Source organism: Arthrobacter sp. alpha11c (assembly GCF_054149985.1).
Genome location: NZ_CP196747.1, coordinates 467189 through 482720 on the forward strand (window position 1 = coordinate 467189; position 15532 = coordinate 482720).

The following is a 15532-nucleotide window of genomic DNA, read 5'->3' on the forward strand; positions in this document are numbered from 1 at the left end:
GTGCCAACCCCGGCCAGGCCGCACACTTGAGTACGGCACGGTGCCGCATCACCCGCATGTAACGAAGGGATTCCCACATGGCTCGGATTGGCGAGAGCACGGATCTGCTGAAGTGTTCTTTTTGCGGAAAGAGCCAGAAGCAGGTACGGAAGCTGATTGCCGGGCCCGGTGTCTACATCTGCGATGAGTGCATCGAGCTTTGCAACGAGATCATCGAAGAAGAACTTGCTGAAGTTTCGGACCTTGGCAGCTTTGAACTCCCCAAGCCCAGGGAGATCTTCGATTTCCTGCAGGAATACGTCATCGGCCAGGAACCTGCCAAGCGGTCATTGGCGGTTGCCGTCTACAACCACTACAAGCGCATCCAGGCCGGTCATGCTCCCAAGGCGGGCAGCCTTGGTGAGGGCCCGCATCACGAGGATGTGGAGATCGCCAAATCCAACATTCTGCTGATTGGCCCAACCGGCTGTGGCAAGACGTACTTGGCGCAAACCCTCGCGCGCAGGCTAAATGTGCCGTTCGCTGTAGCCGATGCCACGGCGCTCACGGAGGCAGGCTACGTCGGCGAGGATGTCGAGAACATCCTGCTGAAGCTCATCCAGGCCGCCGATTACGACGTCAAGAAAGCCGAACAAGGCATTATCTACATTGACGAGATCGACAAAATCTCCCGCAAGAGCGAGAACCCCTCGATTACCAGGGACGTCTCGGGCGAAGGAGTCTCAGCAGGCCCTGCTGAAGATCCTCGAAGGCACAGTTGCTTCCGTGCCGCCACAGGGCGGACGTAAGCATCCGCACCAGGAATTCATCCAGATCGACACCACCAATGTGCTCTTCATCGTGGCAGGCGCATTTGCTGGTCTCGAGGACATCATCGGTTCCCGCTCCGGGCGCAAGGGCATCGGCTTTGGGGCGCCGCTCAACGAGGTCCGGGACAACGTGGACACCTATGGCGAAGTCATGCCCGAAGACCTGCTGAAGTTCGGACTCATTCCGGAGTTCATCGGCCGCCTGCCGGTGATCACCACCGTCTCGAATCTTGACCGTGCTGCGTTGATCCAGATCCTTTCCACGCCCAAGAACGCTTTGGTGAAGCAATACCAGAAGATGTTCCAGTTGGATGGTGTGGAGCTGCAATTCGACGACGACGCGCTGGATGCCATCGCTGACCAAGCTCTTGAGCGCGGCACGGGCGCCCGTGGCCTGCGGGCCATCATGGAAGAAGTGTTGCTGCCGGTCATGTTTGATCTCCCGAGCAGGGATGACATCGCAACTGTGGTCATCACCGCTGACGTCGTGGACAACAAGGCCCAGCCGACCATGATTGGCCACGACGTCGTAGCGAAGCGCCGGAATAAGTCGGCCTAGCCACCCGTTGGCCTAAGAAGCGGCGGTTTCACTTATTCTGCGTCGCCCCACGCCCGTTTTCACTCTTGTCGAGGAGTTTCCTGTGCCCGAACAGAATTTGCCTAAGCAGAATTTGCCAGAGCAGTCCGTCAACAAAGCGGATTTCTGGTTCGATCCCGTTTGTCCCTTCGCATGGATCACATCGCGCTGGATCGGCGAGGTGGAACAAGTGCGGGGTATTGAGACCGAATGGCACGTCATGAGCTTGTCCGTCCTGAATGAGGGCCGTGATCTTCCCGGGAATTACAGGGCAATGATGGACGACAGCTGGGGTCCTGTCCGCGTGATCATTGCTGCCCAGGAGCTCCATGGCAGCAGTTACATCAAGCCGTTGTACGACGCCATGGGGGAGCAGATCCACCATGAAGGCAACAAGGACCGTACTTCCGTGATCCAGAAAGCGCTGGCAGAGGTAGGCCTTCCTGCTGAGCTGGCACGCTTCGTAGACTCAGAGGAGTACGACGCCAAGCTGCGAGCCAGTCACGAGGCCGGCATCTCCTTGGTAGGCCAGGATGTCGGAACACCCGTGGTCGCCGTAAATGGCACGGCCTTCTTCGGCCCGGTACTCACCCGGATTCCGAGGGGCGAAGAGGCAGGACAGCTTTGGGATGCCACGGTAACCCTTGCCGGGTACCCGCACTTCTTCGAACTCAAGCGCAGCCGCACGGAAAGCCCTGAGTTCAACTAGGAAGCCCTGAGTTCAACCAGGGAACTTTTCCAACCAGCCCGGCGGCTCAGCGCCCTACTTCAGGAAGCGTGATGTGCGCCGGTCCGCGAGGATCTTTCCGTTGGTTTGGCAGGTGGCACAGTACTGCAGTGAGGTGTCCGCGAAGGACACCTCACGCACTGTGTCACCACAGACAGGGCAGGGCAGCCCGGTCCTGGCATGCACCCTGAAATTGCTTCGCTTGGTGTCCTTCAGCTCGCTGGAAGGCTTTCCAGCTGCCGCGTTGACGGCACCCACCAGGACTTCCTGCATGGCATCGTAGAGCCGCTGCACCGTTTCGCCATCGAGCGTCTTGGCGATGGCAAAGGGAGAGATTTTGGCAGCGTGCAGAATCTCATCGCTGTAGGCGTTGCCGATCCCTGCGATAACACTTTGGCTGCGGAGAAGTCCCTTGATCTGTTGCGAGCTTGACCTAAGGATTGCTGCCAAGGCATCTTCGTCGAACTCGGGGCTGAGCGGCTCGGGGCCCAGGGTTGCGATTCCGGGAACATCCAAGGGATCCCGGACCACGTAGATGGCCAGGCTTTTCTTGGTGCCGGCCTCTGTCAGGTCAAGGCCGATGTGGGCATCGTCCGCCTCCCGGTGCAGCAGTAGCCTGGCCGCTATGTTGCTCTTGCCCATGCGGAGCCCCGCTGATGAGGGATGCTCCGTGTAGCGGACCCAGCCGGCCTTGGCCAGGTGAAAAACGAAAAACAGGCCGTCGGCATCGAGGCTAATGAACTTGCCGAAGCGCTGCGTGCCCTGAATGGTGCGGCCCTCAAGTGCGCTGTAAGGCGGATCAGCGGTCTTCAGGGCGGCGATGGAGTTAATGCGGACGCTGTTCAGTACAGCTCCGTGGAGCTGGGTGTCCAGATACGTGCACAGGCCGTGCACTTCGGGAAGTTCCGGCATGACCATACTCTGCCATAGCTTTGCCCCGGCTGCAGGAAAAGCTATGCGAAGGGGCCCGGTAGAACTACAGGATTGTAGTTATGCCGGGCCCCTTGTGCATGCTCCCCGGCGGGACCACAATGGTTCTTACCCACTTCGAAAGAAGAGGGACACGGAAACCAAAGATTCAGTGATATGCAACCAACGCAGCCTTTGGCAAAGTTGGAAGCAAGCTACCAGTGACGAGGTAGTAAGACCTGAAATTCCGAGGATTCCGCCAGACTGTCAAGCCGTCACCAGACAGCCGAAAAGTCGAAGCCCCACCAACGGCAAAACGCTGATGGGGCTTCCCCTTTGCCCAAAAACGGGCTGCCCAAAATGGGCCCTGAACTTCTAGACGGCCGGCGTGTCCTCTGCGGGTGCCAGGACGACGTCGCTGACGGTCAGCTCACCCTCGCCGGACTGAAGCGCAATTTCCTGGGCGTTCGCGGCTGCCTTCAGGTCCCCGAGTCCGGCCTTGAGCTGCGCGACCAGCATTTCGTTGGCCGTTATGGATGCCGAGAGTACTGCAGTGCGCTGCTTCACTTTGGCCTCGGACTTGGCCTTGCGGATGCCACTGAGTGCTACGCCTACAGTGCCAAGCATCGTGGTGTCGCCGTCGGCGATTTCCAGTGCGGCAGGCCAGTGGGCGCGGTGAACCGAGCCGGTGCGCCACCAGCTCCACACCTCTTCGGTCGCGAAGGGCAGGAATGGCGCGAAAAGGCGCAGCAAGGAGTCCAGCGTGGTGGCCAGCGCGGCCAGCACGGATGCTTGCTCCGACTCCCCGGCCGCACCGTAGGCGCGGTCCTTGATCAGCTCGACGTAGTCGTCAGTGAACTGCCAGAAGAATGACTCGGTGATCTGCAGTGCCCGGGCGTAGTCGTAGTTTTCGAAGGCCTTGGTGGACTGGGCGACGACGTCGGACAGCTGAGCGAGCAGTGCCCGGTCCAGCGGATTGGTCAGCACGGAGAGATCGCTGGACACCACGGAGTTTTCGGTAGCCCCAAGGTTCAATACGAACTTGGACGCGTTGAGCAGCTTGATGGCCAACCGACGGCCGATCTTCATCTGCGCGATCTCGTAGGCCGTGTCTGCGCCGAGCTTGGCCGAGGCTGCCCAGTAGCGGACAGCGTCCGAGCCGAACTCGTTCAGGACGTCGGTGGGGACAACCACGTTGCCCTTGGACTTGGACATCTTTTTGCGGTCCGGGTCAAGGATCCATCCGGAGATGGCTGCGTGCTTCCAGGGCGCACTCTTCTGCAGGGCGTCGGCACGGACAGCGGAGGAGAACAGCCACGTGCGGATGATGTCGTGACCCTGGGGGCGGAGGTCGAAGGGGTAGACCTTGGAGAACAGTTCCTCGTCACGGCTCCAGCCACCCACGATCTGCGGGGTAAGGGAGGACGTGGCCCAGGTGTCCAGGACGTCGGCGTCACCTGTGAAGCCGTTGGCCTGATCGCGCTGGGCTTCCTCGAAGCCCGGGGCTGCATCTGCGGCGGGATCCACGGGGAGCATGTCATCCGAGGGCAGGATGGGGTGGTCGTAGTCCGGGTTGCCCTGGGCATCCAGCGGGTACCAGACGGGAATGGGCACGCCGAAGAAGCGCTGGCGCGATACGAGCCAGTCGCCGTTCAGGCCCGCAATCCAGTTCTCGTAGCGGGAGCGCATGAAGGAGGGGTGGAAGTTGATTTCCTGCCCGCGGCCGATCAAGCGTTCGCGGCGTTCTTCGTCCCGCCCGCCGTTGCGGATGTACCACTGGCGTGAGGTCACTACCTCCAGGGGCTTGTCGCCCTTTTCGAAGAAGTTCACAGGGTGCGTGATCTTCTTCGGTTCGCCGTCCAGCAGGCCGGCTGCAGTGAGGAGCTCTACGACTGCTTCTTTGGCAGAGAACGCCGTTTTGCCGGCGATCGCAGCGTAGGCTTCCTTGCCGGCGTCGGTGGTGATCCATTCAGGGGTCTCGGCGATGATACGGCCGTCGCGGCCCATGATGGCGCGTGTGGGCAGCTGGAGTTCACGCCACCAGGTGACGTCGGTCAGGTCACCAAAGGTACACACCATCGCGATACCGGAACCCTTGTCCGCCTTGGCGAGCGGGTGGGCCTTGACTTCAAGCTCGACGTCAAACAGCGGGGATTTCACTGTTTTGCCGAAGAGCGGCTTGTACCGTTCGTCGTCGGGGTTTGCCACCAGCGCGGCGCACGCGGCAAGAAGCTCCGGGCGCGTGGTTTCGATGAAAATCTTTTCACCGTCTTCAGTGAAGAACGGGTAGCGGTAGAGGCGCCGGCAACCTCGCGGTCCTCCAGCTCAGCCTGGGCAACGGCGGTGCGGAAGGTAACATCCCACAGCGTGGGCGCCTCGGCCATGTAAGCGTCGCCGGCTGAGAGGTTGGCGAGGAAGGCCCGCTGGGATACTGCACGGGAGGTGTCGTCGATGGTGCGGTAGGTCAGGTCCCAGTCCACGGACAAACCGAGGGTCTGGAAGAGGTTCTCGAAGACTTTTTCGTCCTCGACAGCGAGTTCCTCGCACAGCTCGATGAAGTTCTGCCGGGAAACGACGTCGAAATCGCGCTGGTTCTTGGCCGGCTGTGCGGGAGGACGGTAGTCGGCGTTGTAGGGGATGGCGGGATCGCAGCGCACACCGTAGTAGTTCTGGACGCGACGCTCGGTAGGCAGGCCGTTGTCGTCCCAACCCATGGGGTAGAAGACGTTCTTTCCGGTCATGCGCATGTAGCGGGCCTGGACGTCTGTCTGGGTGAACGAGAACATGTGGCCCACATGCAGGGAGCCCGAGGCGGTCGGCGGGAGTGTCGATCGAGTAGACCTGCTCCCGGGTGGTGTCCGGATTGAACTTGTAGGTTCCTTCGTTCAGCCAGCGCTGCGTCAGCGCGGCCTCCAGGCCTTCAAGGGCCGGCTTGTCGGGAACGTTGATGGGGGCGGTGGCGGGCGTGTCTGTACCCTGCGTTGATTCAGCCATGGGTCAATTGTTTCATGGCCCAGGGCGGCGGCTTGCCGTAGCATGCGGTCATGGCTGGCCATGAAGGCGTTTTCGTCCTCAAACGCATCTACGATGAACCCGCTGACGACGACGGCTTCCGGGTTTTAGTGGACCGGCTCTGGCCGCGCGGGGTGTCCAAAGACAAGGCACACTTGGATCTTTGGCTCAAGGAAGTTGCGCCATCGCCGCCGTTGCGGACCATGTTCGCCCACATGCAGGAGCGATTCGCCGATTTCAAGCAGCAGTACGAGGCTGAGTTGGACGGCAATCCGGCAGTTCAGACGCTGCTGGAACTGGCGGCGTCGAATCCGCGGGTCACCCTGCTTTATGCCGCACGGGATCCACAGGTCAACCATGCCGTGGTGTTACGCGACTTCCTGCTCGGCTGAGCAGATGCTTGAGGCCTGCGGATAGTGTGGTGCCATGACTTTGGCAGCACAGACGGCTCATCCAGTTCAGAACAAGACGGCAGTAGTTACCGGCGCGAGCACGGGCATCGGCGAGGCCACGGTGCGGGCGTTGGCCTCCACAGGGTGGAAGGTCTTTGCGGTTGCCCGCAGGGCCGAACGGTTGGGCGCGCTGGGCGCCGAAACCGGCGCCATTCCGTTCGCGGCCGATATCACCAGCGACGACGACGTCGCAGCCCTTTTGCAGGCCGTTTCCAAATCCGGGGGAGCCGATACCCTCATCAACATTGCCGGCGGCGCCCGGGGCGCGGACACGATCGCGAACGCCGATACTGAGGATTGGGAGTGGATGTACCAGGTCAACGTCCTGGGCACCATGAAGATCATCCGGGCATTCCTTCCGATGCTGAGGGAGGACGGGGAAGGAACTGTTCTCAACCTGACATCCACCGCCGGACTGGCCGCTTATGAAGGCGGCGCCGGATACAACGCCGCAAAGTTTGCCCAGCACGCGATGACCAACGCCCTCAGGCTGGAAGAAGTGGGTCACAACATCCGGGTCATCGAGGTAGCACCGGGACTGGTCCACACTGAGGAATTTGCCCTTAACCGGCTGGGCGACAAGGACGCAGCCGCCAAGGTCTACGCCGGAGTCGAAAAGCCCCTCACGGCAGAAGACGTGGCCGACGTCGTCAAGTACGCAGTCTCGCTGCCGCACCACATCAACCTGGACCAGATCGTTATCCGCCCTGTAGCACAGGCGGCCAACCACAAGCTCATCCGCAAGGAAAGCTGAAGCACCTGGCGTACTAGCTGATGGGGATAGCCAGCGTTGCCACAATGGCAGCATGGTCAGAACCGGAAACCGGGTGGACCGCGTAGCCACTGCTGCCGATCCGGGGCGAAGTAACCATATGGTCGATCACGATCCCCGGAAGGGGTGGTCCTTCCATCGGCCAAGTGGGAGAGAACCGTCCGCCGGAGGCTGTTCCGACGTCGACGAGCTTTTTGCCGTCCTGCCCACCGCCCAGGGCAGGGTCAAGCAACGCACGGAACTCGGAGTGATCATAGGTGGAGTTGTAGTCGCCCATCAGCAGGTGATGTCCTGGCCGGGAGGCCTGACGGGCAACCTGGACGAGGTCGCTGCGCCACTGCTGGATCCGCTCATCAACGGGAGGAAGAGCATGTACGTTCGTGAGGTTCAACGTGGCCTTGGAACCCCTGCCCGGATCTGTGACCCTGCCCGGATCTGTGACCCTGCCCGGATCTGTGACGAGGACCCGCGTGACGTCCATCCGGAATGGTGTATCGGGCAGGAGCCCCTCCGGCTGCAAGGGGAACACGGAATATACAGCGCCACCGGAAGCGTCGTCGTTGGGTTCACTGACAAGGTTCGGCAGTATTGACTCCAAGCCTTCGGAGCGTAGGCGGTCTTCCAGCCCTTGGGTATGCTCCTGGAGGGTCAAGAGTTGGACACCGTTTTCCCGGACCAGCTTCACGATGGCGCTTGCGTCAGCCTCACCGTATTCAGTGTTGAGGCTCATCACGTTCAGGGAAACGGTCGCGGTCCCCGCCGGAACTGCTTGAGCCCTTCCGGTGTCCAGCGGAAACAGCCAGAACAATTGGAGAGCCAGCAGCGCCGCCGTCGTGATGATGACCCACAGCCGGCGCCCCACCAACGCAAGGACCATCGCCAGCGCCGAGGGCAGGACCATCCACGGGGTGAACGACAACAGTTGAACCACCACCAGCGGCCACTCCGAGGGGACCGCCCTGAACAGGGACATTCCTGCCACAGGCAACACCAAGAGCAGAGCCAGGACCCACCACGCGGGGGATGCCCTGGCGACCCAGCCAGCGTTTTACCGGGCCTGCGGCCGGAAGGACAAGGGCAGGGTTGGTCATGGGGTCGAGTCTATGCACCCGAGGGCATCCAGCTGGTCCATCCGAAGGATGATCCTGCGAGTGGAGTACTGGGCTCTCCTGCCGCTAGACTTGGGAGACCAGCGTTGACCCGGCCATCACCGGTGAGCTTCCGGAAGAACATCCCTGAACGCCAACGGCGAAATCCAAGCGGCGGTCAGGGCCCAGTAGAACCGGACGGGTAAGCCCGTCACAGCAGTAATGAGAGGCCGGAACCGGCTGTTGCCCCCACCACGGGCGCCATGGTCCCGGTAAGTGAGGTGGTACCGCGGCAACAGCAAACACTGAAGCCGTCCTCGCATCCTGACAGTCAACCAGCTATCACAGGATATGAGATGACCCACTACCCCAAGGCCTCAGCGTCTCCTTCAGGCACACAGGGCGTGTCCGCTTCCGTGAAGTTCCCGGAAATCGAAGAGCGCATCCTCAAATACTGGGAAGAAGACGGCACCTTCCAGGCAAGCATCGACCAACGCGATGCAGGCAAAGACGGCAGCAACGAATTCGTCTTCTACGACGGCCCTCCCTTCGCCAACGGCCTCCCGCACTACGGCCACCTCCTCACGGGTTACGCCAAAGACCTCGTAGGGCGCTACCAAACGCAGCGCGGAAAGCGCGTGGAACGCCGTTTCGGCTGGGACACCCACGGCCTCCCCGCTGAATTGGAAGCCATGAAGCAGCTGGGCATGACAGACAAGACCCAGATCGAAGCCATGGGCATCGATAAATTCAACGACGCCTGCCGCGCCTCCGTGATGAAGTACGCCAACGAATGGAAGGCCTACGTCACCCGCCAGGCCCGCTGGGTGGACTTCGACAACGATTACAAGACACTCAACGTCGAGTACATGGAATCAGTGTTGTGGGCTTTCAAGCAGTTGCATGAGAAGGGCCTCACCTACAACGGGTACCGCGTGCTCCCGTACTGCTGGAAGGACGAGACCCCGCTCTCCAACCACGAACTCCGCATGGACGACGACGTCTACAAGAACCGCCAGGACCAGACCGTCACGGTGACGTTCCCCATCAAGGCAGGCACGTCCGAACTCTCACAGGCGCTCGCAGGCGTCCAGGCCCTTGCCTGGACCACGACGCCCTGGACGCTGCCCACCAACCTGGCGCTCGCCGTCGGGCCTGGCATCGCTTACGCTGTCCTGCCCGCCGGTCCGAATGGCGTCAAGGCTGCGTCGGCAGAAGCACCGGTCACAGGCAGCTTCCTTCTGGCCGCTGACCTTGTGGGGACCTACGCCAAGGATTTGGGGTACGGAGATGGTGCCGACGGCGTAGCGGCCGCAGCTGCCGCCGTCGTGTCAACGCATACAGGCGCCGAGTTGGCCGGCCTTGAGCACGAGCCGCTGTGGAACGACTTCGCCGATGCTGAGAAGTACGGCACCCAGAACGCCTGGCGCTTCCTGGTGGCGGACTACGTAACCACCACGGACGGTACGGGCATCGTGCACCAGGCCCCGGCCTATGGTGAGGATGACCAGAAGGTCTGTGAAGACGCCGGCATCCCCGTTGTCCTGTCCGTGGACGAAGGCGCGAAGTTCCTGCCGTTGTTTGCGCACGGAGAGCTGGCCTCCATCGTGGGGCTGCAGGTTTTTGATGCGAACAAGCCCATCACCCAGGTGCTCCGTGCCGACGGACGCCTGGTCCGCCAGGCCAGTTACGAGCACAGCTACCCGCACTGCTGGCGCTGCCGGAACCCGCTGATCTACCGTGCCGTTTCGTCCTGGTACGTCGAGGTCACCAAGTTCAAGGACCGCATGTCCGAGCTGAACCAGGAAATCAACTGGATCCCGGGCAACGTCAAGGATGGCCAGTTCGGCAAATGGCTGGACAACGCCCGCGACTGGTCCATCAGCCGTAACCGCTACTGGGGTTCGCCGATTCCCGTATGGCAGTCCGACGATCCCGAGTACCCGCGTACGGACGTTTACGGCTCGCTGGCTGACATTGAAGCGGACTTCGGCCGCCTGCCGGTCAACAACGAAGGACAGGTGGACCTGCACAGGCCCTTCATCGATGAGCTGACGCGCCCCAACCCGGACGACCCCCGTACGCCGGCTGAGGGGCAATCCACCATGCGCCGGGTCGAAGACGTCCTGGACGTCTGGTTCGACTCCGGTTCCATGCCCTACGGCCAGGTGCACTACCCGTTCCAGAACGAGGAATGGTTCGACACCCATAACCCTGCGGACTTCATCGTGGAGTACATCGGCCAGACCCGCGGCTGGTTCTATATGCTTCACATCCTGTCCACAGCGCTGTTTGACCGTCCCGCTTTCCGCAACGTCATCAGCCATGGCATTGTGTTGGGCTCCGACGGCCAAAAAATGTCCAAGAGCCTGCGGAACTACCCGGACGTTTCCGAGGTCCTGGACCGTGACGGGTCCGACGCCATGCGGTGGTTCCTGATGTCCAGCCCGATCCTTCGCGGCGGTAACCTGGTGGTCACCGAGCAAGGCATCCGCGACGGCGTCCGTCAGGTCATCTTGCCGCTGTGGAACGTGTACAGCTTCTTCACGCTGTACACGAACGCTGCCAACGGCGGCGCTGGGTACGAGGCCAAGCTGCGCTACGACGGCTACTCCGACACCTTGGACCAGTATTTGATGGCCAACACGGGGGACCTCGTCCGCAGCCTGACCGAAAGCCTGGATTCTTACGACATCTCCGGGGCCTGCGATGAACTCCGCAGCTACCTGGACATGCTCACCAACTGGTACGTTCGTCGCAGCCGCCAGCGCTTCTTCGACGAGAACGAAGACGCCTTCGATGCCTTGTACACGGCGTTGGAAGCTGTTTGCCGGGTCTCGGCGTCCCTGCTGCCGCTGGTGACCGAGGAGATCTGGCGCGGGCTGACAGGTGGCCGCTCTGTGCACCTGGCTGACTGGCCTGATGCTTCGCTGTTCCCGTCCAACCCGCAACTGGTTGAAGCAATGGACCGCGTGCAGCAGATCTGCTCCACCGGTTCAAGCCTGCGCAAGGCCGCTAACCTGCGGGTCCGCCTGCCGCTCCAGGAACTGACGGTGGTGGCACCTGGTGCAGATGCGCTGGAAGGCTTCGCCGCCGTCGTCGCTGATGAACTGAACCTTCGCTCCGTCCGCTTGCTGGACGCTGCTTCGGCTTCGCCGGAGGAATTCGGCATCGAGCAGAAACTGGTGGTCAACGCCCGGGCTGCTGGTCCGCGCCTCGGCAAAAACGTGCAGCAGGCCATCAAGGGGTCCAAGTCCGGTGACTGGTCCGTGAACGATTCCGGCGTGGTGGTGGCTGGGGGACTCGAGCTTGAGCCGCATGAATACAGCCTGGAGACTGTGGTGGGAGAAACGTCCGACGGCGGTGCTGCCGCCCAGAAGGCCGTCTCGGTGCTCCCCGGTGGTGGATTCGTCGTCCTGAACACCGAGGTCACTCCCGAACTTGCCGCGGAAGGACTGGCCCGGGACATGGTTCGTGCCATCCAGCAAGCACGCAAGGATGCTGGACTGAACGTCAGCGACCGCATCCGCACGTCTGTCCAGGCGCAGCAGGACGTCATCGATGCGCTGGAAGCCAACGCTGAGCTCGTCAAGACTGAGACGCTGTCCCTGGAATTGGAAGTCCTTCTCTCCAGCGCCGAGGAACCGCGCGTCACCGTAGCAAAGGCAGGGGCCTGAATCATGACCGACGAATTCTCAGTGGAAAGCGTGTACGCCGAACTTCTTGGCCGTGCACCTGAAAACAAGATGGAACCCCGGTTGGCGCCGCTATTCAGGGCCATGGATGTGTTGGGGGAGCCCAATAAGGCTTTCCCGATCATCCACATCACGGGAACCAACGGCAAGACCTCCACGGCCCGCATGATTGAGGCTGGCCTTCGTGCCCACGGGTTGAGCACAGGCCGTTACACCAGCCCGCACCTTTCAAAAGTCACCGAGCGCATCAGCATTGATGGTGAGCCCGTATCAGATGCGACGTTTGTTCGGATCTGGGATGAGATCCGGCCGTATCTGGAAATCGTAGATAACGAGCTCATAGCTGAGAACCAGCCCCGGCTCACGTACTTTGAGTGCGTGACAATCCTGGGCTTCGCAATTTTCGCTGACCAGCCGGTAGATGTGGCGGTCGTGGAAGTTGGGCTGGGCGGCATTACGGATGCCACCAACGTGGGCGATGGCCAGGTCTCTGTTATCACGCCGATTTCCCTGGACCACACGGATCTCCTGGGCGACACCACCGAGGACATCGCTTATGAGAAGGCCGGGATCATCAAACCCGGTGGCTTCCTGGTGAGCGCTGCACAGCCGGTGGACGCTGCCCAGGTCCTGTTGGAAAAAGCCCGCGAGGTGGACGTACCGTTCCGCTTCGAGGGTGTTGAGTTTGGCGTGGAGTCTCGCAGCGTAGCGGTGGGCGGACAAGTCCTGACGGTCCAAGGCCTGGCAGGTCGGTATGAGGACCTCCTGCTGCCCCTGCATGGTGCCCACCAGGCAGAGAATGCCGCCGTTGCTGTAGCCGCACTGGAAGCGTTCTTCGGGGGAGGCGAGAAAGAACTCGATATAGATGTCCTGAAGGAAGCCTTCGGCAATGTGACGTCCCCTGGCCGCCTTGAAGTGGTGCGGACAGCACCCACCATCGTGGTGGATGCCGCCCACAACCCCGAAGGGATCCGCGTCTCTGCGGAGGCCATCCATGAGGCCTTCAGCTTCAGCAAGCTCGTGGTGGTCGTGGGAGTACTCCGGGAGAAGGACGCCGAGGAGATCCTGAAGACCCTGAAGGAGCAGCTCGGGGACCTGGCGGAGGAGTTCTGTTTCACCCAGTCCAACTCGCTGCGGGCCGTCCCTGCAGCGGAACTGGCCGAACTCGCCGTCGATCTTGGCTTTGGCGAGGACAACGTCCACATCGCCGAGAAACTTGATGATGCCCTGGAGTGGGCCGTTGAACGCGCCGAGTCCAATGATGACCTTTCCGGCGGCGTCCTGGTCACCGGCTCCATCACCCTGGTGGCCGAGGCACGCATCCTGCTTGGTAAGGAAGGTGCCTGACCGTGGCAAAGCTGACCAAGGCTCAGCGTGAATGGCGCCCCGGCATGCCCAAAAAGCGCCGGTCCACCAAGGTGATGTTCGCATCCACCGTGCTGTTGCTTGAAGCCTTCGTAGCCTTCTTCGGCACGTTGGTGGTATTTGGCTTAAAGCGTGGCGAAGTGGCTCCTGGAATCATCCTGGGCGTGGGCATCACGCTCAGCGTAGTCCTGGTCCTTGCGTGTGCCGTGTTGTCCAAGCCCTGGGGAATCGGCCTCGGCTGGGGGCTGCAGCTCCTCCTGATCCTGACAGGGATCGCGGAGCCCATGATGTTCATCGTCGGTGTCCTCTTCGCCATCTGCTGGTGGTACGGCATCCGGACGGGGATGAGGATCGACCGTGAAGTGGCACAGCGGGACCGGGAACAGGCTGAATGGGATGCAACGCACAGTGATGAGGCAGGTCCGGAAACCCCGTAAACTGGCTGGGAAACCCACCCGCCCATCACATTGGAGCAACTGTGAGCATTGAACGGACCCTTGTCCTGATCAAGCCCGACGGCGTCGCCCGCAACCTTAGCGGAAGCATCCTCGCCCGGATCGAAGCCAAGGGCTACGCCTTGGCTGAGCTGAAGAAGGTCAACGCGACCCGCGAGCTGCTGGAGCAGCACTACGAAGAACACGTAGGCAAGCCGTTCTACGAGCCACTGGTGGAATTCATGCTCAGCGGCCCGGTCATTGCGGCCGTCTTTGAAGGCCACCGCGTGATCGAGGGTTTCCGCTCCTTGGCGGGCACCACTGACCCCACCACTGCGGCACCGGGCACTATCCGGGGCGACTTCGGCCGCGACTGGGGCCTGGCAGTCCAGCAGAACCTCGTGCACGGCTCGGACTCCGTTGACTCCGCCGAGCGTGAGATCAAGATCTGGTTCGCGGGCTAACTACGCCTCGCCGGGATAACGGTTAAGGCCAATGTTCGCCATGAACATTGGCCTTAACTGTTTCTTGCGGATCTGGCTTAGTAGCCCGAGGTACCGGCGAAGACGTGGATGAAGGCGAAGAAGATCGTGGCGATCACGGCTACGTACAGCAGTGCCACAATGATCCATCCGGAGTCGCCCAGGACCTTGGCCAGTGCAGGCGGGGCTTTGATGACTCCATGGGAGATGTTGCGGATGGTCACCCAGACGAACATGGGGATCATGACCGCCCACACCACCATGCAGAACGGGCAGAGCACGTTGATGACATACAGTGCCTGAGACCACAACCACACAACAAAAGCGAATCCGAGGGTTACGCCTGCCTGCAGGCCCAGCCAGTAGCCGCGTGAATACCTGGCCCCGGCCAGGAGTCCCATGGCAGTGGTGATGATCACCGCAAAGGCGACGATCCCGATGAACATGTTGGGGAACCCGAAAACGGAACTTTGCGGTGTCTGCATCACGGCTCCACAGGAAACCCATGGATTCACATCGCAGAGCGTGATGTGGTTGGGGTCCTTGAGTACTTCCAGCTTCTCAAGGACCAATGCCCCCGAAGCGAGCCAGCCGATGACGCCGGTGATCAGCAGGAGCCACGCAAATGGCTTGTCCTGAACTGCTTTAGGCAGGTAGTCAGGCCGGGCCGCGCGCTGCAATCCTGGCTCCGTGGACTTCCCACCCGCAGGGGTGGAGGCTTGATTGGCCAGGTTTCCCCTGGCGGTGCTTGGCATCGCGGACGCAATCCTTTTCGACAATGACCCGGCCAGTCCGGGAACGGCTCTTGTGAGGATTGTAACGCCGGAGGCTGGACGTAGTCCCCAGCCTGTGCAGGCGCTTTCTCCACCGTGCGACACAGTCTCCTACGCTTCGAATGTGCAGGGGTGTGAGAGAATGAACATGGCCGGAAGCCGATCCACATTCGGAATCCGGTCCGGTGACTTGTTCCCAAGACCGCCAGCATGAGCAGGGCCTGCCTGGATCACGTGATCCTCGGCATGCCCGCCATGACAATGGACGGCACCTGGTTGTGGCAGCAGAACAACGGGTTTCAGAGCAAAGCCACCGGCCTTCCAGGGCTGCCGCACCCCAATGATGGTGCGAACCGGAAGGAATACTACCGACTTCTGTCAACGCCTGAGGGTTTTGACAAATAATTGCCCCACTGGGCGCCGGATGTGGCGGCGTC

11 protein-coding genes and 2 pseudogenes are annotated in these 15532 nt (G+C 61.5%); 9 read left to right on the forward strand and 4 right to left on the reverse strand.

Annotation, left to right across the window (positions count from 1 at the left end; all coding sequences use genetic code 11):
* Nucleotides 1-77: 77 nt before the first annotated feature.
* Both clpX and ACTAQJ_RS02180 read left to right on the forward strand, forming a co-directional pair.
* A pseudogene (gene clpX, locus ACTAQJ_RS02175) lies at nt 78-1368 on the forward strand (ATP-dependent Clp protease ATP-binding subunit ClpX).
* An 82-nt stretch (nt 1369-1450) separates the two neighbouring features.
* A complete protein-coding gene (locus tag ACTAQJ_RS02180) occupies nt 1451-2095 on the forward strand; it encodes a mycothiol-dependent nitroreductase Rv2466c family protein (protein WP_498700394.1) in 645 nt (214 codons plus the stop codon).
* A gap of 54 nt (nt 2096-2149) precedes the next feature.
* Here the strand turns inward: ACTAQJ_RS02180 and ACTAQJ_RS02185 are convergent, their stop codons facing one another.
* Both ACTAQJ_RS02185 and valS read right to left on the reverse strand, forming a co-directional pair.
* Complete coding sequence (locus tag ACTAQJ_RS02185; RefSeq protein ID WP_498700395.1) at nt 2150-3025, reverse strand: Fpg/Nei family DNA glycosylase; 876 nt, start codon at nt 3023-3025, stop codon at nt 2150-2152.
* A gap of 372 nt (nt 3026-3397) precedes the next feature.
* Nucleotides 3398-6016: pseudogene (gene valS, locus ACTAQJ_RS02190) on the reverse strand (valine--tRNA ligase).
* 50 nt (nt 6017-6066) lie between these two features.
* Here valS and ACTAQJ_RS02195 point away from each other — a divergent pair.
* Together ACTAQJ_RS02195 and ACTAQJ_RS02200 are read left to right on the forward strand one after the other, a co-directional pair.
* Nucleotides 6067-6426, forward strand: coding sequence for a DUF488 domain-containing protein (locus tag ACTAQJ_RS02195; RefSeq protein ID WP_498700397.1), 360 nt, complete (start codon nt 6067-6069; stop codon nt 6424-6426).
* Nucleotides 6427-6460: 34 nt separating this feature from the next.
* Nucleotides 6461-7240, forward strand: coding sequence for an SDR family oxidoreductase (locus tag ACTAQJ_RS02200; RefSeq protein WP_498700400.1), 780 nt, complete (start codon nt 6461-6463; stop codon nt 7238-7240).
* A 13-nt stretch (nt 7241-7253) separates the two neighbouring features.
* Here ACTAQJ_RS02200 and ACTAQJ_RS02205 read toward each other — a convergent pair whose 3' ends face one another.
* Nucleotides 7254-8231 carry an endonuclease/exonuclease/phosphatase family protein gene (locus tag ACTAQJ_RS02205; RefSeq protein WP_498702141.1) on the reverse strand — a complete coding sequence of 326 codons (978 nt, stop codon included), beginning with the start codon at nt 8229-8231 and terminating at the stop codon, nt 7254-7256.
* Nucleotides 8232-8702: 471 nt separating this feature from the next.
* Here ACTAQJ_RS02205 and ileS point away from each other — a divergent pair, with 471 nt between their 5' ends.
* The 4 genes from ileS to ndk are packed head-to-tail and all read left to right on the forward strand — an operon-like array spanning nt 8703 to nt 14304.
* Nucleotides 8703-12023 carry an isoleucine--tRNA ligase gene (gene ileS / locus ACTAQJ_RS02210; RefSeq protein ID WP_498700402.1) on the forward strand — a complete coding sequence of 1107 codons (3321 nt, stop codon included), beginning with the start codon at nt 8703-8705 and terminating at the stop codon, nt 12021-12023.
* 3 nt (nt 12024-12026) lie between these two features.
* Nucleotides 12027-13388, forward strand: coding sequence for a bifunctional folylpolyglutamate synthase/dihydrofolate synthase (locus ACTAQJ_RS02215; RefSeq protein ID WP_498700404.1), 1362 nt, complete (start codon nt 12027-12029; stop codon nt 13386-13388).
* A 2-nt stretch (nt 13389-13390) separates the two neighbouring features.
* Complete coding sequence (locus ACTAQJ_RS02220) at nt 13391-13843, forward strand: DUF4233 domain-containing protein (RefSeq protein ID WP_431115459.1); 453 nt, start codon at nt 13391-13393, stop codon at nt 13841-13843.
* A gap of 41 nt (nt 13844-13884) precedes the next feature.
* The gene (ndk, locus tag ACTAQJ_RS02225; RefSeq protein WP_216925485.1) at nt 13885-14304 is read left to right on the forward strand and encodes a nucleoside-diphosphate kinase; all 420 of its coding nucleotides are present in this window, start codon (nt 13885-13887) and stop codon (nt 14302-14304) included.
* A gap of 77 nt (nt 14305-14381) precedes the next feature.
* Here the strand turns inward: ndk and ACTAQJ_RS02230 are convergent, their stop codons facing one another.
* Nucleotides 14382-15077 (reverse strand): vitamin K epoxide reductase family protein, encoded by a 696-nt coding sequence (locus ACTAQJ_RS02230; RefSeq protein ID WP_498700406.1) that lies wholly within the window; start codon nt 15075-15077, stop codon nt 14382-14384.
* A 228-nt stretch (nt 15078-15305) separates the two neighbouring features.
* Between ACTAQJ_RS02230 and ACTAQJ_RS02235 the strand changes: the two genes are divergently transcribed.
* The gene (locus ACTAQJ_RS02235; protein ID WP_498700408.1) at nt 15306-15500 is read left to right on the forward strand and encodes a hypothetical protein; all 195 of its coding nucleotides are present in this window, start codon (nt 15306-15308) and stop codon (nt 15498-15500) included.
* Nucleotides 15501-15532: the final 32 nt, after the last annotated feature.

Bases quoted from the DNA above. Each gene is read 5' to 3' on its own strand.
- ACTAQJ_RS02185 (WP_498700395.1), bottom strand. From the start codon at position 3,025: ATGCCGGAACTTCCCGAAGTGCACGGCCTGTGCACGTATCTGGACACC.
- ACTAQJ_RS02195 (WP_498700397.1), top strand. From the start codon at position 6,067: ATGGCTGGCCATGAAGGCGTTTTCGTCCTCAAACGCATCTACGATGAA.
- ACTAQJ_RS02205 (WP_498702141.1), bottom strand. From the start codon at position 8,231: ATGTCCCTGTTCAGGGCGGTCCCCTCGGAGTGGCCGCTGGTGGTGGTT.
- ACTAQJ_RS02215 (WP_498700404.1), top strand. From the start codon at position 12,027: ATGACCGACGAATTCTCAGTGGAAAGCGTGTACGCCGAACTTCTTGGC.
- ACTAQJ_RS02230 (WP_498700406.1), bottom strand. From the start codon at position 15,077: ATGCCAAGCACCGCCAGGGGAAACCTGGCCAATCAAGCCTCCACCCCT.
- ACTAQJ_RS02200 (WP_498700400.1), top strand. From the start codon at position 6,461: ATGACTTTGGCAGCACAGACGGCTCATCCAGTTCAGAACAAGACGGCA.
- ileS (WP_498700402.1), top strand. From the start codon at position 8,703: ATGACCCACTACCCCAAGGCCTCAGCGTCTCCTTCAGGCACACAGGGC.
- ACTAQJ_RS02235 (WP_498700408.1), top strand. From the start codon at position 15,306: ATGAGCAGGGCCTGCCTGGATCACGTGATCCTCGGCATGCCCGCCATG.